Raw genomic sequence first — 22,896 nt, 5'->3', positions numbered from 1 at the left:
ATTTTCTTATCAAGTGTTTCGGTTTTATTAGTGTTCTATGATCCGCTCGATAGTATCATCTGATCGTAGCGTTAAAATTTCAACACCATTTTCAGTCACTAATAAAGTATGTTCCCACTGTGCAGACAAACTACGGTCGCGTGTTACTACTGTCCAATCATCTTTAAGAAGTTTGCATTGGCGTTTACCCGCATTAACCATAGGTTCAATAGTTAAACACATACCTGCTTTTAAGGCCTCGCCAGTACCGGCTTTACCGTAATGCATTATTTGTGGTTCTTCATGAAATCCTGCGCCGATACCGTGGCCGCAATATTCACGTACAATTGAGTAGTTAAAGCTCTCTGCATATTTTTGAATTGCTGAGCCAATATCACCCAAGCGCACACCTGGTTTTACCATTTTAATAGCAAGGTATAAGCTTTCTTGTGTTACTTCTGCAAGACGCTTAGCTTGAATGTTTGGTGTACCAACGTGGAACATTTTAGATGTGTCGCCGTGGTAACCATCTTTAATGACAGTTACGTCGATATTTACACTGTCGCCTTCTTTTAATGCTTTGTCATTTGGAATTCCGTGACAAATAACATGATTAACTGACGTACAAACTGATTTTGGAAAGCCATGATAATTTAACGGAGCAGGGATTGCTTGTTGCACATTAACAATATAATCATGACAAAGTGTATTTAGCTCATCGGTGGTAACACCTGGCACTACATGAGGGCCGATCATTTCAAGTACATCGGCCGCTAAGCGCCCAGCTACGCGCATTTTCTCTATTTCTTCAGGGGTCTTGATAATAGCGCTCATTGAGGCTCCAAAGTTGAGTTTTTAACATTTATCGTCGAACAAATTTTGCACGCGACGTTGAGTATTTAATTTTAATATGGTATAAAGCGCGCCGTCTTTTTACAAATAAATTCTTAAATGATTTTTTGTATTTAAGGCAAACACAATTTTATTTTAACACACACACGTATCGTCACATACACTTGGGTGCATTTGAAGTTTAATTACTTCGGTGTTGGTGCTATGGGATATGTGGAGGCCTAACCCTAAACAACTATAGAGGATCTATAAAATGGCAAACGTTTCAATGCGCGATATGCTTCAAGCTGGTGTTCACTTTGGTCACCAAGCACGTTACTGGAACCCTAAGATGAAGCCTTTCATCTTCGGCACACGTAACCGTGTACATATCATCAACCTTGAGCAAACTGTACCAATGTTCAACGACGCACTTAAGTTTTTATCAAGTGCTGCAGCAAACAAAGGTAAAGTTCTTTTCGTTGGTACTAAGCGCGCAGCAAGCGACGCAGTTAAATCAGCTGCTTTAGAAAGCGACCAGTTCTTCGTAAATCACCGTTGGTTAGGTGGTATGTTGACTAACTGGAAAACTGTACGTCAATCAATCAAGCGTCTTAAAGACCTTGAAGCACAAAGCCAAGACGGAACTTTCGAGAAATTAACTAAGAAAGAAACGTTAACGCTTAACCGCGAAATGGAAAAGCTTGAAAAGAGCCTTGGTGGTATCAAAAACATGGGCGGTCTTCCAGACGCGCTTTTCGTTATCGATGCTGACCACGAGCACATTGCTATCCGTGAAGCAAACAACCTAGGTATTCCAGTTGTTGCAATCGTAGATACTAACTCTAACCCAGACGGTGTTGATTACATCGTACCTGGTAACGATGATGCTATCCGTGCTGTAAGCCTTTACACTAGCGCTGTTGCAGCTGCTATTACTGAAGGTCGCGAGAATAACATCGTTGCTCAAGCTGAGAAAGACGATTTCGTTGAAGCTGAGTAATTAGCTGTCATCAAGTCTTCATCTTTTTAAGGTGAAGACTTGCTATTCTTGTCGAGCGGGTAACCCGCTTATCTAACCTGATTTCAGATTTGAGGATTTACTAATGGCTGTAACTACTGCCCTAGTTAAAGAATTACGCGAGCGCACAGGCGCTGGCATGATGGATTGTAAAAAAGCGTTAACTGAGACTGATGGCGACATCGAGTTAGCGATTGAAAACATGCGTAAAAGTGGCGCTGCTAAAGCTGCTAAAAAAGCAGGTAACATTGCTGCTGAAGGTACTATCATCATCAAGCAAAACGCTGGTGTTGCAGTACTAGTAGAAGTTAACTGTCAAACAGATTTCGTTGCAAAAGACGTAAGCTTCTTAGCATTTGCTAACAAAGTTGCTGACGCTGCAATTGCTGACACTATCTCTATCGAAGACTTACAAGCTAAGTTTGAAGAAGACCGTGTTGAGCTAGTTACTAAAATTGGCGAAAACATCAATGTACGTCGTTTACAGTACGTAACTGGTGAAAACCTAGTTGAGTACCGTCATGGCGATCGTATCGGTGTTGTTGTTGCGGGTGTTGCTGATGAAGAAACACTTAAGCACGTTGCAATGCACGTTGCTGCATCTAGCCCTGAATACTTAACACCTTCAGATGTACCAGCTGACGTTGTTGCTAAAGAAAAGCAAGTACAAATCGAAATCGCGATGAATGAAGGCAAGCCTGCTGAAATCGCTGAGAAGATGGTTGTTGGCCGCATGAAAAAATTCACTGGTGAGGTTTCTCTTACTGGTCAAGCTTTCATCATGGAGCCTAAGAAAACTGTTGGCGATATTCTTAAAGAGAAAAACGCAACAGTTACTAGCTTCGTACGTGTAGAAGTTGGTGAAGGTATCGAGAAGAAAGAAGAAGATTTTGCTGCTGAAGTTGCTGCTCAAATTGCTGCTGCTAAAGCTAAGTAAGATTACTATTTGTGAAGGATAATGAAATTAGATGCAATTAAAGTACTATTTGGTTTTGCTTCGCAGCTAGAAATTCTTTAAAATAACCGCGCTTTTATGTTTAACATAAGCGCGGTTATTTTTTATCCATAATTCAATAAAAGTTGGCCCCAATACTATGACTATCAATCGCAAACCTATTTTTAGACGTGTTCTTCTCAAATTAAGTGGTGAAGCTTTAATGGGAGACGAAGGCTTCGGCATCGATCCTAAAGTTTTAGACCGTATGGCACAAGAAATTAAAGAGCTAGTAGAGCTCGACGTAGAAGTGGGTTTAGTTATTGGTGGAGGTAACTTTTTACGCGGTGGATCACTTGCAGAAGCAGGTATGAATCGCGTAGTAGGCGATCACATGGGTATGCTTGCAACGGTTATGAACGGCCTTGCAATGCGTGATGCGCTACACCGTGCATTTGTAAATTGTCGTCTTATGTCGGCTATTCCGCTTAATGGTGTATGTGACGCTTATAATTGGGCTGAAGCAATTAGTTTATTGAAAACTGGTCGCGTAGTCATTTTTGCAGCGGGTACTGGTAACCCATTTTTTACTACCGATTCTGCAGCATGTTTACGCGGTATCGAAATTGAAGCGGATACGGTAATTAAAGCGACTAAGGTTGATGGCGTATACAGTGATGACCCTGTTAAAAACCCAGATGCGACGCTTTATACCCACTTAAGCTACAATGAAATCATTGAAAAAGAATTAAAAGTTATGGATTTAGCGGCATTTACTCTAGCCCGCGATCACAATATGCCATTGAGCGTATTTAACATGAATAAATCAGGCGCGCTAAAACGCGTAATTATGGGTGAAGAAGAAGGTACACTTATTTCTTCACAAGCCTCAGATGAAATTATCAAATAATTAGGATTAAACCGTGATTAACGATATTCAAAAAGACGCGCAAGCGCGCATGCAAAAAAGTGTAACTGCACTAGGTAGCCAATTATCTAAAATTCGTACTGGCCGTGCACATCCTGCAATCCTAGATGGCATTATGGTGTCGTACTACGGTGCACCAACGCCTTTAAACCAAGTTGCTAACGTAACAATTGAAGATTCTCGTACACTTGCTATTGGTGTATTTGATAAGTCTTTAGCGCAAGCTGTTGAAAAAGCAATTATGGCATCTGATTTAGGTTTAAACCCTATGTCGGCAGGTACTGTTATTCGCGTACCACTTCCTCCACTTACAGAAGAGCGTCGTAAAGACCTAATCAAAATTGTACGCGCTGAAGTTGAAGGCGGTCGTGTTGCTATTCGTAACATTCGTCGTGATGCTAATGGCGATGTAAAGGGTTTATTAAAAGATAAAGACATATCTGAAGATGAAGCGCGTCAATCAGATGATGCGATTCAAAAGCTTACTGATAAGTTTATTAAAGAAATGGATACTTTATTAGCTGCCAAAGAAACAGAATTGATGGAAATCTAAGCAACTAAAATTATTAGTTTTGAAACGCCGTCTAGGGTATACTAGGCGGCGTTTTTTTATGGAATACTCGATATTTATGGTTCTAGATGCTGACACAATTTCACAGCAATGTTTACCCAAACATGTTGCTATCATCATGGATGGGAACGGACGTTGGGCGCAAGCTAGAAATAGACCTCGTGTGTATGGGCATAAAAAAGGCGTAGACGCAGTTCGTCAATCTGTTCAGTTTTGTACTAAATTAGGGATACAATCGTTAACCTTATTTGCTTTTAGTAGTGAAAACTGGCGCCGCCCTGAAGACGAAGTAAACACTTTAATGGAGCTTTTCTTATTTGTTTTAACAAAGGAAGTTAAAAAGCTTCATAAAAACAATGTAAAACTGACCATTATTGGAGACTTATCACGATTTTCTGAAGGATTACGTAGCAAGGTAGACGCTGCGCATAAGCTGACTGAAAATAACACCGGGTTGCGTTTAAATGTTGCAGCTAATTACGGTGGTCGTTGGGATGTTGCCAATGCGGCAAAACAACTTGCTTTGCAAGTTGCGCAGGGCACACTAAACGCAGAAGATATTACAGAAGAGCGCTTAGCACAGCATATGAGCATGGCAGATCAGGCAGAACCTGATTTACTTATTCGCACTGGTGGCGATGTTCGTATTAGTAATTTTTTACTATGGCAAGTTGCTTATGCAGAACTTTACTTTACCGAGACACTTTGGCCAGATTTTAATGAAGCAGCATTTGCTGAGGCCATTGCGTGTTACGTTGCCAGAGAGCGACGTTTTGGTTGTACGGGCGAACAAATAAAACAATTACTCGCTCAAACCTAAATAGAATAAGGGTCACATTTTGTTAAAACAACGAATTTTAACCTCTCTAGTGCTAGCTCCATTAGCATTGGCTTTGGTTTTTTATACACCGCTTACGTTATTTAGTTACTTTGCTGGTGCAATTGTATTATTAGGCGCATGGGAATGGTCTGCATTTATGGGCCTTTGCGACAAGCTTAAACGTGCTGCCTTTGTTGTGTTTATTGCAGCTTTACTTGCCTTGCTTAATTTACATTGGCCTATTGAATCATTATGGGAAAATGGCAAGCTAGTCGGTGATGCAAATTACGTATTTACGCTTTCGTTTGCTTGGTGGATTGTTGCTAGCTATTTAATTTGGCGCTACCCAGAAATGGCTAAAGCGTGGAATGAAGGCCTAGTTATGCGCGGCATTGCGGGGCTACTCACGCTTGTGCCGCTATGGCTTGCACTAAATACACTACGTAGCGCGCAATATGCTGAATCAACTCATTTTGGTTCGGTGCTAATTTTAGTGGTACTCGGTATTGTATGGAGCGCAGATGTGGGTGCTTACTTTACGGGTAAAAGTTTTGGTAAACATAAGTTAATGCCTAAAGTAAGCCCTAATAAAACAATTGAAGGGTTAGCAGGCGGTGTAGTTGCTTCTATTATTTTTGTATTAGCATTTTGTCACTTTACCGATGTTGATTTAGTTGTATGGCCTGTGTACGCGATAATGACAGCATTTATTGCGTTGTTTTCTGCGGTAGGTGATTTACTGGAAAGCATGTTTAAACGTGAAGCTGGTTTAAAAGATAGCGGTCGATGTTTACCAGGACACGGCGGTATTTTAGATAGAATTGACAGCTTAACGGCTGCTGCTCCAATGTTTGTTATGTGCTATGCGTGGAGTCTTAGTTTATGAGCCAAAAGCAATTGCTGGTTATTTTAGGCGCAACAGGCTCAATTGGTTTAAGTGCACTTGATGTTGTGTCGCGCAATAAAGAGTTATTTGATGTTTTTGTTTTGGCTGCAGGACAAAATGCAAAGAAAATGGCGGAGTTGTGTATTGAACATGAACCGCTTTATGCGATTATGGCTAACCAGCAGGCCGCAGAGCAGTTATCTGCGTATTTAGCTAATACTCAGTGCCAAACTCTTGTTATGCACGGTGAGCAAGCAATGAGCGACTTATGTGCTCATCCCGATGTTGACATTGTAATGTCGGCAATTGTAGGTGCAGCTGGTTTACTACCCACATTAAGTGCTGTTGAAGCGGGTAAAAAAGTACTACTAGCTAATAAAGAATCTTTAGTTATGTCAGGTCAGTTGTTTATTGATAAAGTTAAACAACATAAAGCCACTTTGCTGCCAATAGATAGCGAACATAATGCAATTTTTCAATGCCTACCTTCTTCGTTACAAAATGCCAAAGGCGATCAAAAACTACAGCAACATGGCGTAAGTAAAATTTTGCTTACCGGCTCTGGTGGCCCATTTTTAACGCGTGATATAAATACGTTAAAAGATGTAACCGTAAGTGAAGCCGTTGCACACCCTAACTGGTCGATGGGTCAAAAAATATCAGTAGATTCCGCAACTATGATGAACAAAGGCTTAGAGTTTATTGAAGCTAAGTGGTTATTCAATTGTGATGCTAGTGATATTGATGTGGTTATTCATCCACAAAGTATCATTCATTCAATGGTGCAGTACCACGATGGTTCTATTTTAGCGCAAATGGGTAACCCCGATATGCGCACGCCAATTGCCCATGCACTTGCGTATCCTGAGCGAATTAATGCGGGTGTTAAACCGTTAAACTTCTCTGACATTTGTGATTTTTCGTTTACTAAACCGGATTTTTCTCGTTATCCAAATTTACAATTAGCAATTGATGCGTGTAGTGCAGGGCAGGGGGCGACAACAACGGTTAACGCAGCAAATGAAATAGCTGTGGGCGCATTCTTAAACGGTAAAATTGGTTTTACCGATATATACAAAATAAATGCACAGACGCTAGAAGCTGCAACTTACACCAATGTGCAAAGCCTAGATGAAATTTTAGAGTGTGATAAATTAGCGCGTATTAGCGCTTCAGAATTTATAACAAAAGTGGCGCATTAATATGTTTGATTTTTTTTGGAATCTAGGCTCATTTATTTTAGCGCTTGGTATTTTAGTGGCCATACATGAATATGGCCATTTTTGGGTTGCACGAAAAATGGGCGTTAAAGTGCTGCGTTTTTCAATTGGTTTTGGTAAGCCACTGTTAAAATGGCATGACAAATATAATACCGAATACGTGATTGCAGCTATTCCATTAGGCGGCTATGTAAAAATGCTTGATGAGCGAGTTGATGACGTACCAGCAAATCAACGTCACTTATCGTTTAACTCTAAATCTGTACAAGCGCGTATTGCTATTGTTGCTGCGGGACCAATGGCTAACTTTCTGTTTGCCATTTTTGCTCTTGCGGTGATGTATATGGTAGGAGTGCAATCGGTTAAGCCAGTTGTTGGCAGCATAACCGAAGGCAGTCGCGCAGAGCAGGCGGGCATTATGCCTTCTCAACATATTATAAAAATTGGTGATGATGACATAACGACATGGCAAGATGCCACGTTTGCGCTTATGTCTAACTTAGGCGAAGAAAGCGTTGAAGTTATTGTTCGTGATAAAAACCTTCAACCACGCGTTAAAACGCTTAATTTAGAGGGGTGGAAGCTTGACCAGCGAGACGTACCACCATTAAGTTCGTTAGGTATTGTGCCATTTAGACCTCAAGCAACTTTAACAATTGCCGCCGTAACTAAAGACTCAGCCGCAGAACACGCTAATTTACAAGTTAACGACACAATTTTGGCTGTAAACGGTGAAACAATAAGCAATTGGCAGCAATTAGTTAATCTTATTACGCAATCAGCTAACAAATCTTTACAATTTAGTGTAAAAAGACAAGATACTATACAAGCCATTACAGTTACCCCTAAAGGGCGCATTGATAATAACGGTATTGAGCAAGGCTTTTTAGGTGTTGCTCCTGTTGTACAGCAATGGCCTGATGGCTATGTAGAGACAAGGCATTACGGCCCGCTCGATAGTATTGTGCGAGGCACAAAAGAAACGTGGCGCTTAATTACACTCAGTTTTGACATGATTGGTAATTTAATTACAGGCCAGGTTTCGGTTAAAAATTTAAGTGGTCCTGTGGGCATTGCAGTAGGCGCTGGAACTAGCGTAAGCTATGGGTTAGTGGCCTTTTTAAGCTTTTTAGCCTTAATAAGCGTTAACTTGGGTGTATTTAATTTATTACCCCTACCAGTGCTTGATGGCGGACACTTAATGTATTACATAATTGAACTTTTTCGTAAAAAGCCGGTCTCTGAAAAGACACAAGAGTTTGGTTTTAAAGTGGGTGCCTTGTTGCTCATTTTTCTAACATGTTTCGCTTTGTTCAATGATGTATCGCGTTTGTAGTTACAGCGTGGCAAATTACTAATTAGAACACGATTGTAAAGCACCACTAGTAAGGTGTTATGCGGTAATACAGTTGTAAAGGATAAAGATAATAAAATGGCTATAAAAAAACATTTGGCAATAACAAGTTTATTGGGTGCAAGTTTTGCAGCCCTAGGCCAAAACTCCTTTATTGTTGAAGACCTGAAAGTTGAAGGTTTGCAGCGCGTAGCACTTGGTGCAGCGCTAACACATATTCCTATTAACGTAGGCGATAATGTTGATGACTATACGATTTCAAAAACAATAAAGTCACTTTATCGTTCTGGGCACTTTGATAACATAAAAGCACTTCGTGATGGCAACAACGTTATTTTTAAAGTAACGGAACGTCCTACCATCAGCTTTATTGAGTTTGAAGGCAATAAAGACATTAAAGACGAGCAGCTTAATGAGTCTCTTGATCAGCAAGATATTCGCCAAGGTGAACCACTTGATAAAACCGTTATCGATAGTATCGAAAAAGGCTTAGTTGAGTTTTTCCACAGCATTGGTAAATACAACGCTAAAGTAGACATCAGTATTACTAAGCTGCCACGTAACCGCGTTAAACTTAAGTTAGAGTTTGATGAAGGTGATGCTGCTTCTATCCGCCAAATTAACTTAGTGGGTAATGAACTTTTTTCTAATGAAGAGCTTCTTAAACTTGCTGAATCGCAGCAAGATTTACCTTGGTGGCAGTTTATGGGTAGCGACCGTTACCAAAAGCAAACCATTGAAGGCGATTTAGAAAAAATTCGTAGTTATTATTTAGACCGTGGTTACCTGCGTTTTAATATCGACTCAACGCAAGTTTCAGTGAGCCCTGAACGTGAATCGGTTTACGTTACAGCTAACTTAACTGAAGGCGTAAAATATAAAGTTAAAGGTTTTGACTTTATTGGTGACTTGCTTGGCCGTGAAGACTTAATTAAAAGTGTTATCCCACTTAGAGCGGGTGAGCTTTATAACGGTTCTGTAGTTACTTCATCTGAAGAGTTTATTAAAAGCTACTTAGCACGTTTTGGTTACGCTAATGCTGAAGTGCGTACAATTCCGGAAATTGACGACGAAAAGCAAGAAGTACAATTAACACTATCGGTTAATCCAGGTAAGCGTGTATACGTTCGTCGTATTATTGTTGGTGGTAACCAAAATACGGCAGATGAAGTACTTCGTCGTGAAATGACACAACTTGAAGGCGCATGGTTATCTAATCAAAACCTTGAGCGTTCAAAACTGCAAATTCAACGTCTACCTTACATGGAAACTGTTGATTTTAACGTAGTGCCTGTACCCGGTGTGGATGACCAAGTAGATGTAGACTTTACTGTAAAAGAGCAATCTGCAGGTAGCTTTAATGCTGGTCTTGCTTATGGTTCTTACTTAGGTCTGCAGTTTAATATTGGTGTAACAGAATCTAACTTTTTAGGCACAGGTAACCAAATTGGTTTAAACCTTAATACGTCTACAGGTTCTGAAAGCTTAAGCTTATCGTACACAGACCCATACTTTACGCCAGATGGTGTATCGCAAGGCAGTAGCATCTTTTACAGAAACTACGATGCAAGTAAATTCAGTCTTGTTGAATATAAATCGAAAAGTTATGGTTTAGGCACAAATATTGGTTTTCCAATTGATGCTGTAAATCGTGTTAACTTTGGCGCCCGTTGGATTAAAGAAGAGCTTTCGGATATTGCAGAGTACGAGCAAACGCGTGTACTTCGTGAAACATTCTTAGATCCAGATAACCCAGATGCAGGCTTTGACTTTACTAAGTATGAGCTGAGTGTTGGCTGGTCGCGTATCACCGTTAACCGTGGTTTATTCCCAACAGCGGGTTCGCGTCAAACTCTAAACTTAACAGCAACAACGCCTAACTCAGATCTTCAGTACTTTAAACTGAACTACGATTCGCGTTTTTACTGGCCTATATCAAATGACCACCGTTGGGTATTCTCGACGCGTGCAGCACTTGGTTATGGTAACGGTTATGGTTCTACAAACGGGTATGAGCAAACACTTCCATTCCAAGAGTACTTCCGTATAACGGAAATGGAACTACGTGGCTTTGACCGTAATACGATATTACCACGTGCTGTGTCGCGTATACCGCAGTCTATTCCGGGTACGCCAGGTGCAGACGGTACTACAACCGGTAGCATTGGTGGTGCATCAGAATTTGATATTCTAGTGCCACAAGGTCGTATTGGTGGTAATGCTAAAGCAGTGGCAGGTATGGAGCTAATTGTTCCTACACCATTCTTAGATGAAGAAAATACCAGCTCTGTACGTACTAGCTTCTTTGTTGATGCTGCAAACGTATGGGATACTGAGTTTAACGTAGACCGCTATCAAAACTTAGGCGTTGATGAACGTGCTAAATTAGATGACTATTCAGACCCAATGCGTTTTAGGGTTTCAACCGGTCTTTCATTACAATGGATCTCTCCAATGGGTCCAATGCTGATCAGTTTTGCGTATCCATTGCAAAAAGAAGAAGATGACGATACGAAAACTATCAGCTTTAACATTAGTAACACTTTCTAAAGGAGTTTTTTGTGAAAAAATTATTTAAATCAACAGCTGTAGCAGTTTTAGCAACGTTAATGATGGGTACTTCTGTGAATGCATTTGCACACAAAGTGGGTATTGTTGATATGCAGGAAATCTACAAGCAAATTCCTCAAATGGCTAAAATTGAACAGTCTTTACAAACTGAGTTTGCTGAACGTCGTCAAGAGCTTGAAAAGTTACAAGGCGATATTCGTTTTGAAGCTGAAAAATTTAAACGTGAAAGTACAACTATGAGCCAAGCTCAAAAAGATACTCTGCGTGAAAAAATTCAGGGCATGCAAAAAAATCTTGCTGAACAAGGTCGCCCTTTAGAGCAAGAGATTAAAGCGCGTCAAAACCAAGAGCTTGCTAAAGTTCAAGGTGTAATCATCAAAACAATTGAAGAGATTGCTAAAGACGGCGACTTCGACGAAGTTAAAGTAAAAGACACTACTATTTACTTTAACCCTAAAGAAGTGACTGATCTTTCATCTAAAGTTGTAGCCGCTGTTAGTAAGAAATAATCACTCTATGCAAAATTATACGCTTTCGCAAATTGCGGAACTTCTAGGCGCCGAACTTCAGGGTGATGGCGCTTTAGAAATAAAAAAAATAGCGACACTTGCAAATGCCCATTCTGGGCATATTGCATTTTTAGCGAACTCAAAATATCGATCGCAACTTGAGACTACTCAAGCTAGTGCTGTAATAGTAAGTCAAGCCGATGCAGAGTACTTTAGTGGTAGCAAAATTATTGTTGCTAATCCGTATGTAAGTTACGCAAAATTAGCGCAATTTATGGATACAACACCACGCTCAGCCTCGACGGGTATTCATCCAAGTGCAACTGTTCATTCAACAGCGATTGTTAGTGATAGCGCCGCTATTGGTGCTAACGCAGTCATTGAAGCTCATGCAGTGATAGGTGACAACGCGCAAATTGGTCCGAACAGTTTTATCGGGGAACGTGTTAAAATAGGTTCTGGCACTAAGCTTTGGCCTAGTGTGACTATTTATCACGATGTTGAAATTGGTTCAGATTGTTTGTTTCAAGCAAATAGTGTTGTAGGTAGTGATGGGTTTGGCTATGCAAATGAGCGCGGGCAGTGGGTTAAAATACCTCAGCTTGGTTCAGTGATCATAGGCAACAAAGTTGAAATTGGTGCAAGTACGACAATTGATCGTGGTGCACTGGACAATACCATCATTCATAGCAATGTTATTATCGATAATCAGTGTCAAATAGCGCACAACGTTGAAGTTAATTCAGGCACCGCAATAGCGGGCTGCACTGTACTTGCAGGAAGCGTTACCATTGGCAAGAACTGTCAAATTGGTGGCATGGTTGCAATTAATGGTCACATGTCTGTATGTGATGGTGTTATAATTACCGGCATGAGTATGGTGACAAAATCAATCACCGAACCAGGTATTTACTCATCTGGTATGCCCCATACAACAAACAAAGAATGGCGTAAATCAATAGCTCACTTGCGTAACCTTTCAGACATGAAATCTCGTCTTAAAGCGCTTGAAGCATTGGCTAAGTCATAACGTTGAACACTAATAAGGATGCTATTTTGGCAAACGAATTAAATAGCCTTGATATTCAAGAAATTTTAAGTTTATTACCGCACCGTTACCCGATGCTATTAATTGATCGTGTAATTGATTTTACACCTGGCAAGTCTTTACATGCTATTAAAAATGTTTCTATAAATGAACCAATTTTTACTGGGCACTTTCCAAATCAGCCAATTTTTCCTGGTGTGCTAATATTAGAATCAATGGCGCAAGCAACGGGTTTATTAGGTTTTAAAACAGTAGAAAACCGTAGCGAAAACGAATTGTATTTGTTTGCTGCTGTTGATAACGCACGTTTTAAACAACCTGTAATTCCTGGTGATACAATGCATCTTCATGTTGAGTTTTTAAAAGAACGTCGCAACATTTGGAAGTTTGCTGCAGAAGCTAGAGTCGACGGCAAAATAGTGTGTAGTGCCGAAATTATGTGTGCGAGAAGAGAGTTTTAATAGTGATCCATTCTACAGCAATAATCGAACCTGGCGCTAAACTAGGCAACAATGTCTCAGTTGGTCCGTATAGTTATATTGGCAATGATGTTGTTATCGGTGATAACTGTATTATTGAGTCTCACGTTGTTGTTAAAGGGCCGTCAACTATTGGCTCTGGCAATCATATTTTTCAGTTTGCGTCTGTGGGTGAAGCCTGCCAAGACAAAAAATACAACAACGAGCCAACCACTTTAATCATGGGTGATAACAACGTTATCCGTGAATGTGCCACTATTCACCGTGGTACGATTCAAGACCAAGGTGTTACTAAAATTGGTAGTAATAATTTGTTTATGGCTTATACACACGTTGCACATGACGCGGTAATTGGCGATAACGTAATTTTTGCTAACAACGCAAGTGTGGCCGGCCATGTACATGTAGGCGATTGGGTTATCCTTGGTGGTAATTCGGGTGTTCATCAGTTTTGTAAAATTGGTGCACATGCCTTTATTGGTATGTATTCAGGTGTTAACAAAGATGTACCACCATTTGTTACTACCATTGGTATGCCAGCAGGTCCTGCAGCTATCAATAAAGAAGGCATGAAGCGTCGTGGTTTCGAAAGTGATGAAATTATGGCTGTACGCCGTGCATACAAAGCATTTTATCGTAAAAGCTTAGGTGCTGAAGAAGCTATTGAGTCGCTTAGTGAAGATGCCGCAAAGTATCCTGCTGTGAAATTGATGGTCGACTTTGTTAAAAACTCAGAGCGCGGCATCGTAAGATAATTCGCGGGTTTGCTTTAAGCATTAAAAAAACCACCCTAGATGATAAATCGAAGGTGGTTTTTTATTGCCCTGCTTTAAACTAATTCAGTTAATACTCAGGGTAATTGAGTTAGTATGCGGGTAATTTATATAATAAAAGCCGTCCTATGCGTTTACCTAAGTTAGTTCTCACTCTTTTTATTACTTCAGTTTTAGCCGCTTGTAGTAGCCAGCCTATTGTTAAATCATCTGCTGGAGAAATCACTCAAGTTGGGAAAGCATCTTTTTATGCTGATAAATACCACGGAAGAACAACCGCCAACGGAGAGCGCTTTAGCCAGCAAGCCGCCACGGCAGCCCATTTAGAATTCGATTTTGGCACTAAGGTGGTTGTTACTAATCTAGCCAATAACAAATCAGTCACGGTAAGAATTAACGATAGAGGCCCGTATGTGCCAGGTCGTATTATTGATTTATCAAAAAGTATGTTTAAAAAGATAGCCGACCCAAAAGTCGGCGTTATCGACGTGTCTATAAAGGTTTTAAAACCGGGTAGTTAGCGCAACATAAGCAGGATAAGCCCCACTGAGTTCTTTATGAGAGCCTTGTGCGACTACTTTACCGCCTTCCAACCATACAACATTATCCATTTGAGCAAGTAGAGCGGGATCGTGCGTAATTGTGAGCACGCTCGCGTTATTCATAACATGCATTATTGCTTGCATTACCCCTTGCTTAGACTGATTATCAAGACCTTCTGTTGGTTCATCAAGAACTAAAATAGCCGGACTTTTAAGTAATGCTTGTGCAATAGCTATACGCCTAGACTGACCTTGCGACACATTACGCCCGCCGGTGCCTAATCGTGTTTTTAAACCTTCTTTTAGCTCATTAAACCACGGGCTTAATTGCGCTAATGAGAGCGCTTCAATCATTTGCTCTTTAGTTGCATTTGGCGCGGCATAACGTAAATTTTCACTCAGTGTGCCATCAAAAATATGGTGTTGCTGGGCTAGTATATTTATCACACTTGCGCGTATATCATTATTTAATGAATGTAAGTCAACAACGCTATTTTGATTACTTAGCGTTATGCTGCCTTGTTGTAAAGGCCATAAACCAGTAAGTAGATTTACAAGCGTTGTTTTACCGCTGCCGCTTCTACCTACAATCGCTACTTTTTGCTGGGGCATTAGCTCAAAACTGATATCAGTTAGTGCTGTTTGCTCACCATATTGGTAGCTAATATTGTTAATTGCTAACGTGTGGTTTTGCGCGCTAAAGTTTTCATCAACGTCTACATGTGTATCTTTAGCTTGTGAGCTAGCTGCTTTATCTTCAAGTGTAAACAACCGCTCTGCTGCTTTTAATACACTAGGAAGCTCTATAAACGCATTGGGTAGTAGCAATACGCTTTCAAAGCTTGCCAGTACAAATAAACTTAACATAGCAAGTTCTACATTTACCATACTGCTGGTGTAAACCAGTGGAACTATGGTTACTATGCTAGCAAGCATCGCTAATTGAACAACCAACAAGCTTAACCCATCTGAGTTTGCCAGTGCTTTGTGGCGAATAAATAATTGCTGATTGTACTGCTCGCTTAATTCGTCGCACTTATTAAGTTGCTGCGAACGGGCTTGATAAATACTAAGCTCTCTAAGTCCTGTGAGTGTATCTGAAAGCTCAGAACGAAGTTGTGCACTAAGTTGTGTTTCTTTGTGGCTGTTTTTATTGAGCTTTGCGCTGAGTAGGGCAGGTATAACCACACCAATAAGTATAATGCCAGTAAAGCAAATAAGGGCGACGTTGCCATTATAGGCCGACATAAACAGCATGATGATTGGCACACTTAAAAGAGCGACTAGCATAGGCAGTAAAACGTTTAAATAAAACTTGTCGAGTGCGTCTACATCGTTTTGTAATCGGTTAACTAGATCAGCGCTGCGGCTCATTGCTAAATCAACATTGTTAAGCTTACTTAACGTTGCAAATACATTGGTACGTATTTCACTTAGTAATAAAAACGTGGCGTTATGAGTAACTAGGCGTTCGCCATAGCGCGATGCAGTTCGTACAATTGCTAAAAACCGAATCGTTCCTGCTGGAGTAAAGTAGTTCATTTGCACGCCCGCAAGACCTGCAGCCGCCATTGACGCTAAAAACCAGCCAGAAATAGCCAACAAGCCCACATTAGCTAATACCGTAATCGTTGCTAAAAATGTACCCAATAGCATAGCTTTATAATGAGGAGCACAAAGCTTTAATAAGCGAATAAAATTATGCATGCGCAACCCCTTGTTTAGCCGTTTTTAGTAAGTTAGCAAATGCACCATTTTGCGCTGCAAGTGTTTCAAAGTGTCCTTGCTCAGCTATTTTTCCATCGTGCATAACAATGATATTGCTGGCATGTTTAACGGTATTTAATCGATGAGCAATGACTAATACTAAGTTATTTTTAGCATATTCATTAATAGCATCTTGAATAAGCTGCTCTGTTTGGCTATCAAGGTGCGCTGTAGGCTCATCAAGCACTAAAACTGGTGCTTGTTTTATGAATGCACGTGCGAGTGCGATGCGTTGCTTTTGTCCGCCAGAAAGCCCTTCGCCTTGCTCACCTATCAGTGTGTTAAAACCATCGGGTAGGGTATTTATAAATTCAAGCACACCAGCTTGCTTTGCTGCATGTTCAAGCTCTTGCTGTGTGGCAGTTGGTTTGGCCAATTTAATGTTGGCAGCAATGGTGTCGTAAAACAGCGTCGCTTTTTGTGGTATCCATGCAATGTTATTTTGCAGGTAAGTAATATCGGTTGTGCTTAAACTCTGATCATTAATAGATAGGTGGTTAATCACCTCAGGGTGAAACCCTAATAAGCAATCAAACAACGTACTTTTACCTGAGCCACTACTGCCCACAACGGCAATTAAGCCTTTATTTGGCAGTGTTAAATTTATATTTTTAATGCCTTCGTTACTATCTGGGTATATAAAATTAAGGTCGGTAATACTTATGGAGTTAATTGCATTTAAAGTTAAATTGTTTTCAGGAGTGCTTGTAGTCACTAACGCATTTTCGTCACTTGGCAGTGGTGCATTTAAAATCGCAACCATATCGGCAGCGGCACTAATGCCTTGTAAGCGTGCATGGTAATGACTACCTAGCTGGCGCAGTGGTAAATAAAATTCAGGTGCTAAAAGTAGCACCACAAAGCCAGTAGCAAAATCAAGAGTGCCAAAAAACAGTCTAAAACCAATAATTACGGCAACGAGTGCCACGCTAATGGTGGCTAAAAACTCAAGTGCAAATGATGATAAAAACGCAATTTTTAAAACATCGAGTGTAGCGTGTCTAAAATCATCTGAAATTTTAGCTATTTGTTTAAGCTCGGTACGTGTTGCATTAAATAGCTTGAGTTGAGTTAAACCTTGTACGCGGTCAAAAAAGTAATTGCCCAGTACAGCAAGTTGCTTCCAGCGTTTTTGGTTTAAAGCTTCGGCTTTTGAGCCTACTAAAATCATGAAAAAAGGAATGAGCGGGGCGGTTAATAAAAATATCAACCCAGCTTTATAATCTGTCGGAAAAATAACAACTAATATTGCCAGCGGAATAAGCGCACTGTAAGCCGCACCTGGCAAGTATTTAGCATAATAATCGTGGAGTGCTTCTACGCCATTATGTAGGGTATTGAGTGTAGCGCCTTGGCCGTGTTGCTCAATATAACTTGGCCCAAGTAGGCTGAGCTTATTTAGAAGTGTTTGGCGCATAGCCGATTTTATTTTAAGTGCAGCAAATGCACTTAAGCGTTCGCTTAGTGCTAAAAACACCGCGCGAAGTAAAATAATGCCCGCTAATGGCCACAGTAAATGTGTAACGCCGCTTAAGCTGCTGCCTTCAAACATTACATTGTGAATAACTTGAGCTAATAAATAAGCACCTGCAATCATCAGTAATGCGTTAAAAGTACCCAGTGCAATGCTTAACTTTAACCACACTGCAGCGGGTTTACTTTGACGCTTTAAAAAAGCGCGCAGTGATTGCTGCTGCGCGCGATCTGGTCGGGGGTTAGTCGTCATCTTTTGTGTTGTTAGCATCGTTTAATAAATCGTGCATGGCTTGTTCATCATCAGCAATGCTGTTTTTATTTTGATGAAATTCGTACCACATTACATTTATTACACCTAAGGTACAGGCCAAAAGTACACCTAAAATCCAAGCGAAATACCACATAGTTTAGTCTCCTTAGTAGCTACCGTGAGTGTTGTTTTCAATTTCTTCAACCGTTACTCTGCGCCACATTTTTACATAACACCAGGTGGTGTAAGTTAAAATAAGTGGAACAAAAATACACACTGCAACAAACATTACATTGAGCGTTTTATGGCTCGATACCGCATCCCAAATTGTTAAGCTAATATTTGGATTGTTGCTTGATGGCATAATAAATGGGAACAGTGAAACACCGGCCGTCATAATCACGCCAATTAACATTAAGCTTGTTGAAATAAGTCCAAGTGCTGGTTTGTTCAATTTAGAAAACAATAGCGCACTTAGTGCCATTACAAACGCTAAAATAGGAAAGGTCATAGTCCATGGGCGTTCACTGTAATTGCTAAGCCACGCGCCTTGGGCTGTTGTTACTACTTTAGCTAATGGATCTGCATGGCTTTGTGTATCAGGCATAGATACAATTTGGTAACCCGTTAAATTAGCAACCCAAAAACCAGCGCCTGCAAACAGTATAATAAACACAATCAGTGAATAACGACCATATTGCCCTGAGCGTTCTGCTACTGCATCAGCTGTACGAAGCTGTAACCACATACCAGCATGAGCAATTAGCATAGTGATACTCACTAAACCAGCAAGCAAACCAAACGGGTTAAGTAAACCAAAAAATGAACCTTGGTAGCTAACACGCATTAAGTTATCAATATTAAATGGTACGCCTAAAAATAAGTTACCAAAAGCAACACCAAAAACTAATGCTGGAATTGCGCTGCCTGCAAGCAAGCCCCAATCCCAGTTATTACGCCAGCGTTTTGAGTCTACTTTACTGCGGTAATCAAACCCTAGTGGTCTAAAAAATAGAGCAAAGAGTACTAGCATCATGGCAAAGTAAAAGCCCGAAAATGCAGCTGCATAAACCATAGGCCACGCTGCAAATAACGCGCCGCCTGCGGTAATAAACCATACTTGATTACCATCCCAGTGTGGACCAATGGTATTAATTACCGTACGGCGCTCTGAATCTGTTTTACCAACTAGGCGAAGCAACATAGCAACGCCCATATCCATGCCATCGGTAATAGCAAAGCCAATAAGCAGCACACCAATGATCAACCACCAAAGCATTTTTAATGTTTCATAATCAAAAATCATGATTGCTCTCCTTCAGTTTGATCCGTTTTATTTGGCAATTCAAAATGATATTTACCAGTATGTAGCGAGCTTGGTCCTTGCTTAACAAAGCGGATCATCAACCAACCTTCAACAATGGCTAAACCAGTATAGAAAACAATAAATCCAGTTAAGCTAATTAAAATATCGTTTACTGTTAATGACGACGTGGCTAAAAAGGTCGGCAGTATTTCAGATATAGCCCAAGGTTGACGTCCATACTCAGCAACTATCCAGCCAAATTCAATAGCTATCCACGGTAGTGGAATGCTCAATACGGCAGCCCATAACAACCAGCGTTTTTGCTCAATAACGCGATGTGCGTTGTAGTAAAATGCCAATATAAATACACCCAGCATGGCTACACCACAGGCAACCATAATCCTAAATGACCAAAACATAGGGCCTACTTTAGGGAAAGAGTCTTTAACCGCTTTTTGAATGTGCTCTTCGGTAGCATCTACAACATCAGGTGTGTAGCGCTTAAGTAGCAAGCCATAACCTAAATCATCTTTTAGGGTATTAAATTTGGCAATATTATCTGGCGTATCTTCACCGTTTCTGAGTTTTGTAAGGTATTCATAAGCAATCATACCGTTGCGAATACGTACTTCGTGTTGTTTTTCTAGGTCGTTAATACCCGTTACTTGCTCATCAAGTGAACGTGTAGCAATTAACCCAAGTGCGTAAGGTATTTTAACCGCAGCATGTGTTACTTGCTCTTCTGAATCAGGAAAACCAAATGCGGTAAACGCAGCCGGAGCCTCTTCTGTGTGCCATTCAGCTTCAATCGTGGCAAGTTTTACTTTTTGAACTTCACCTACTTCGTAGCCTGATTCGTCACCGAGTAAAATTACACATAGAATTGATGCTAAACCAAAGCCCGATGCGACCGAAAAAGAACGTTTAGCAAACGCTAAATCACGGCCTTTCAATATGTACCAACTACTTATGCCCAGTACAAACATAGATGCAGCTACATAACCTGCCGATACGGTATGAATAAACTTAACTTGTGCTACAGGGTTAAACACAAGCTCTGCAAAGCTGGTCATTTCCATGCGCATGGTTTGATAGTTAAATTCAGCACCTACTGGGTTTTGCATCCAACCGTTGGCAATCAAAATCCACAGCGCCGACATGTTAGTACCAATGGCCATTAAAAAGGTTGCACCTAAATGTTGGCGTTTAGAGAGTCTGTCCCAGCCTAAAAAGAACATACCTACAAAGGTCGATTCTAAAAAGAATGCCATTAAACCTTCAATAGCCAGGGGAGCCCCAAAAACATCACCTACGTAATGGGAGTAATAAGACCAGTTAGTACCAAACTCAAATTCCATGGTAAGGCCTGTCGCCACACCAATTGCAAAGTTAATACCAAACAATTTTCCCCAAAACTTAGTCATATCACGATAAATTTCGCGACCGGTCATAACATAAACCGATTCCATAATAACTAAAATCCAGGTCATACCTATCGTTAACGGTACGAATAAGAAATGAAAGAGAGCGGTAACAGCAAACTGTAATCGCGATAGATCCACAAAGGTTTCATCTATCATTATTGGCTCCTTGAGAGTGACGGATTAACAGGGCAACATTTAATTGGCAAAGTTAAGGTTTAATAAACTTTCAGTAATTACTGAAAGTTTATAATAGTATTTACTTTTGTGCAATTTTTGTCAACATACATATTAGTAAAACTTAATATATATTTCCTATGCTACATCAGTATTAAAAACAAACAACATAAAGCCTTAACTTACGTGATAAAAAACCAGTTATTTAAAGCGTTTAACCAAACAGTAAAACACGGTAAACTAACAAGCATGAACGCCTGGTTTACTTGTGAAATAAAATCAAATGAATAAAGATAAAAAACAACTACGAATTGGTATTGTGGCAGGTGAACTGTCGGGCGATATTTTAGGTGAAGGTTTAATTAAAGCCCTTAAAAAACATTTTCCGGACGCTATTTTTGAAGGAATAGCAGGACCTAAAATGCAAGCGCAGGGCTGTAAAACACTTTACGACATGGATGAGCTTTCGGTAATGGGGCTTGTTGAGGTGCTAGGGCGTCTACCGCGTTTGCTTAAAATACGTAAACAACTCGTGCAGCATTTTGTAGATAACCCACCTGATGTATTTATTGGTATTGATGCACCCGATTTTAACTTACGCGTTGAAAAGCCACTTAAAGATGCGGGCATTAAAACAGTACAGTATGTAAGTCCATCTGTTTGGGCGTGGCGCGAAAAGCGTATACATACAATAAGTGCAGCCACTAACTTAGTGCTTGCGTTACTGCCATTTGAAAAAGAGTTTTACGATAAACACCAAGTGCCATGTACATTTGTAGGACATACCTTGGCTGACGACATAGCGCTTGAGCACGACGATACTAAAGCACGTGCAGAACTCGGCTTAAGCCTTGATGACAAAGTACTGGCGTTACTTCCTGGTAGCCGAGGCTCAGAAGTTGGTTTACTAAGCGAAACTTACATTAAAACAGCCGCAGAGCTGCAAGCTAAAAACCCCAATCTTAAAGTTGTGGTGCCATTGGTTAACGAAAAACGCAAAGCGCAGTTTACTGATATATTAAACGCTACCGCGCCAAACCTTAATGTTAACCTGCTTGATGGACAATCAAAATTAGCGATGCAAGCTGCTGATGCTATTTTATTAGCGTCGGGCACTGCAACACTTGAAGGTATGCTTTATAAAAAGCCAATGGTAGTGGGCTATAAAATAAAGCCTTTGAGCTATTGGATATTTAAAACTTTATTTACGTTTAATATTAAGTATTTTTCGTTGCCTAACTTATTAGCAGACGAAGAGCTAGTGCCTGAGTTTTTACAAAGTGAGTGTAATGTGGCTAATTTAACAAATGCGCTTACTCCTATGCTCAACACTGATAACAAAGAGCTAAAAGCACGCTTTTTAGCTATTCACGAAAAAATTAGATTAAATGCCAGCGAACAAGCAGCGAATGCTGTGGCGGAGTTAATAAATGCAAATTGATAGACCTAATGTATCCTTAATTGCCGGTGTAGATGAAGTAGGGCGCGGCCCGCTTGTTGGTGATGTAGTTACTGCCGCCGTCATTTTAGATCCCACTAAACCAATTGCTGGCTTAGCGGATTCTAAAAAATTAACAGATAAAAAACGCCAAGCGCTTGCGATTGAAATAAAAGAAAAAGCATTGTGTTATGCCTATGGGCGCTGCAATCCAACAGAAATTGATGAGTTAAATATTCTGCACGCGACTATGCTTGCCATGACCCGTGCAGTAGAGGCATTAAGTACGCAACCTGAATTTGTATTTATAGATGGTAATCGTTTGCCAAAACTCACTATGCCAGCGCAAGCTATAGTTAAAGGCGATAGCTTAGTGGCCGAAATTTCAGCGGCGTCTATTTTAGCTAAAGTAGCACGCGATGACGAAATGATTGAGCTTGATAAACGCCACCCTGAATATGGCTTTGCAGGGCACAAAGGGTATCCAACAAAAGCACATTTTGCAGCGCTTGAGCAGTACGGCGCAATTGACGAGCATCGTAAAAGCTTTAAACCTGTGCAGCGTGTATTGGCGCAAGCCAATGGTGAGGGCTAA

At 40.5% G+C, this 22,896-nt stretch carries 22 protein-coding genes; 16 read left to right on the top strand and 6 right to left on the bottom strand.

The genetic code is table 11. The annotated features are described in order from the left end of the window. Positions 1-27 precede the first annotated feature (27 nt). Positions 28-813, bottom strand: coding sequence for a type I methionyl aminopeptidase (gene map, locus I6F42_RS15885; protein WP_007580976.1), 786 nt, complete (start codon positions 811-813; stop codon positions 28-30). A 271-nt stretch (positions 814-1,084) separates the two neighbouring features. Here map and rpsB point away from each other — a divergent pair, with 271 nt between their 5' ends. The 14 genes from rpsB (at position 1,085) to I6F42_RS15815 (ending at position 14,445) form a co-directional block, all read left to right on the top strand. After that, positions 1,085-1,813 (top strand): 30S ribosomal protein S2, encoded by a 729-nt coding sequence (gene rpsB / locus I6F42_RS15880; protein WP_007580978.1) that lies wholly within the window; start codon positions 1,085-1,087, stop codon positions 1,811-1,813. Between the two features lie 103 nt (positions 1,814-1,916). Next, positions 1,917-2,768: a translation elongation factor Ts gene (gene tsf, locus I6F42_RS15875; RefSeq protein WP_007580981.1), complete on the top strand. Its 852-nt coding sequence runs from the start codon at positions 1,917-1,919 to the stop codon at positions 2,766-2,768. 157 nt (positions 2,769-2,925) lie between these two features. After that, on the top strand, positions 2,926-3,675 hold the full coding sequence (pyrH, locus tag I6F42_RS15870) for a UMP kinase (protein WP_007580982.1): 750 nt from the start codon (positions 2,926-2,928) through the stop codon (positions 3,673-3,675). Between the two features lie 49 nt (positions 3,676-3,724). Then, the gene (frr, locus tag I6F42_RS15865; protein ID WP_206006177.1) at positions 3,725-4,246 is read left to right on the top strand and encodes a ribosome recycling factor; all 522 of its coding nucleotides are present in this window, start codon (positions 3,725-3,727) and stop codon (positions 4,244-4,246) included. Positions 4,247-4,304: 58 nt separating this feature from the next. After that, positions 4,305-5,084 (top strand): isoprenyl transferase, encoded by a 780-nt coding sequence (locus tag I6F42_RS15860; RefSeq protein WP_007580985.1) that lies wholly within the window; start codon positions 4,305-4,307, stop codon positions 5,082-5,084. A 19-nt stretch (positions 5,085-5,103) separates the two neighbouring features. Continuing rightward, positions 5,104-5,970: a phosphatidate cytidylyltransferase gene (locus tag I6F42_RS15855; RefSeq protein WP_197152771.1), complete on the top strand. Its 867-nt coding sequence runs from the start codon at positions 5,104-5,106 to the stop codon at positions 5,968-5,970. After that, positions 5,967-7,172, top strand: coding sequence for a 1-deoxy-D-xylulose-5-phosphate reductoisomerase (gene ispC, locus I6F42_RS15850; protein WP_010553746.1), 1,206 nt, complete (start codon positions 5,967-5,969; stop codon positions 7,170-7,172). The genes I6F42_RS15855 and ispC overlap by 4 nt, the downstream gene beginning before the upstream one ends. 1 nt (position 7,173) lies before the next feature. Beyond that, the gene (gene rseP / locus I6F42_RS15845) at positions 7,174-8,526 is read left to right on the top strand and encodes a sigma E protease regulator RseP (RefSeq protein ID WP_010553745.1); all 1,353 of its coding nucleotides are present in this window, start codon (positions 7,174-7,176) and stop codon (positions 8,524-8,526) included. Between the two features lie 96 nt (positions 8,527-8,622). Continuing rightward, positions 8,623-11,094 (top strand): outer membrane protein assembly factor BamA, encoded by a 2,472-nt coding sequence (gene bamA, locus I6F42_RS15840; protein ID WP_007580991.1) that lies wholly within the window; start codon positions 8,623-8,625, stop codon positions 11,092-11,094. An 11-nt stretch (positions 11,095-11,105) separates the two neighbouring features. After that, positions 11,106-11,624: an OmpH family outer membrane protein gene (locus I6F42_RS15835; protein ID WP_007580993.1), complete on the top strand. Its 519-nt coding sequence runs from the start codon at positions 11,106-11,108 to the stop codon at positions 11,622-11,624. 7 nt (positions 11,625-11,631) lie between these two features. After that, a complete protein-coding gene (gene lpxD, locus I6F42_RS15830) occupies positions 11,632-12,654 on the top strand; it encodes a UDP-3-O-(3-hydroxymyristoyl)glucosamine N-acyltransferase (protein WP_007580995.1) in 1,023 nt (340 codons plus the stop codon). Positions 12,655-12,680: 26 nt separating this feature from the next. Beyond that, positions 12,681-13,133, top strand: coding sequence for a 3-hydroxyacyl-ACP dehydratase FabZ (gene fabZ, locus I6F42_RS15825; RefSeq protein WP_007580997.1), 453 nt, complete (start codon positions 12,681-12,683; stop codon positions 13,131-13,133). Positions 13,134-13,135: 2 nt separating this feature from the next. After that, entirely contained in the window at positions 13,136-13,906 is a 771-nt protein-coding gene (lpxA, locus tag I6F42_RS15820) for an acyl-ACP--UDP-N-acetylglucosamine O-acyltransferase (RefSeq protein WP_007580998.1), read from the top strand. A gap of 146 nt (positions 13,907-14,052) precedes the next feature. Continuing rightward, complete coding sequence (locus I6F42_RS15815; RefSeq protein ID WP_197152770.1) at positions 14,053-14,445, top strand: septal ring lytic transglycosylase RlpA family protein; 393 nt, start codon at positions 14,053-14,055, stop codon at positions 14,443-14,445. Here the strand turns inward: I6F42_RS15815 and cydC are convergent. The 5 genes from cydC to I6F42_RS15790 are packed head-to-tail and all read right to left on the bottom strand — an operon-like array spanning position 14,428 to position 20,845. Then, positions 14,428-16,173 (bottom strand): thiol reductant ABC exporter subunit CydC, encoded by a 1,746-nt coding sequence (gene cydC, locus I6F42_RS15810; RefSeq protein WP_197152768.1) that lies wholly within the window; start codon positions 16,171-16,173, stop codon positions 14,428-14,430. The two genes, I6F42_RS15815 and cydC, sit on opposite strands and share 18 nt — an antisense overlap. Beyond that, the gene (gene cydD / locus I6F42_RS15805) at positions 16,166-17,959 is read right to left on the bottom strand and encodes a thiol reductant ABC exporter subunit CydD (RefSeq protein WP_197152766.1); all 1,794 of its coding nucleotides are present in this window, start codon (positions 17,957-17,959) and stop codon (positions 16,166-16,168) included. The genes cydC and cydD overlap by 8 nt, the downstream gene beginning before the upstream one ends. Next, on the bottom strand, positions 17,949-18,113 hold the full coding sequence (cydX, locus tag I6F42_RS15800) for a cytochrome bd-I oxidase subunit CydX (RefSeq protein WP_002958303.1): 165 nt from the start codon (positions 18,111-18,113) through the stop codon (positions 17,949-17,951). The genes cydD and cydX overlap by 11 nt, the downstream gene beginning before the upstream one ends. A 12-nt stretch (positions 18,114-18,125) precedes the next feature. Continuing rightward, complete coding sequence (gene cydB / locus I6F42_RS15795) at positions 18,126-19,265, bottom strand: cytochrome d ubiquinol oxidase subunit II (protein WP_024590729.1); 1,140 nt, start codon at positions 19,263-19,265, stop codon at positions 18,126-18,128. Next, the gene (locus I6F42_RS15790; protein ID WP_007581009.1) at positions 19,262-20,845 is read right to left on the bottom strand and encodes a cytochrome ubiquinol oxidase subunit I; all 1,584 of its coding nucleotides are present in this window, start codon (positions 20,843-20,845) and stop codon (positions 19,262-19,264) included. The genes cydB and I6F42_RS15790 overlap by 4 nt, the downstream gene beginning before the upstream one ends. A gap of 301 nt (positions 20,846-21,146) precedes the next feature. Between I6F42_RS15790 and lpxB the strand changes: the two genes are divergently transcribed. Next, the gene (lpxB, locus tag I6F42_RS15785; protein ID WP_024608696.1) at positions 21,147-22,304 is read left to right on the top strand and encodes a lipid-A-disaccharide synthase; all 1,158 of its coding nucleotides are present in this window, start codon (positions 21,147-21,149) and stop codon (positions 22,302-22,304) included. Next, the gene (gene rnhB, locus I6F42_RS15780; protein WP_010553737.1) at positions 22,294-22,896 is read left to right on the top strand and encodes a ribonuclease HII; all 603 of its coding nucleotides are present in this window, start codon (positions 22,294-22,296) and stop codon (positions 22,894-22,896) included. Before lpxB ends, rnhB begins: the two co-directional genes overlap by 11 nt.

Origin of the sequence: Pseudoalteromonas sp. SWYJZ12 (assembly GCF_015864395.1) — a bacterium.
In the GTDB taxonomy this organism is placed as follows: domain Bacteria; phylum Pseudomonadota; class Gammaproteobacteria; order Enterobacterales; family Alteromonadaceae; genus Pseudoalteromonas; species Pseudoalteromonas arctica.
The sequence above is the reverse complement of the archived record's forward strand: the minus strand, read 5'-3'. Positions and strand labels throughout refer to the sequence as shown.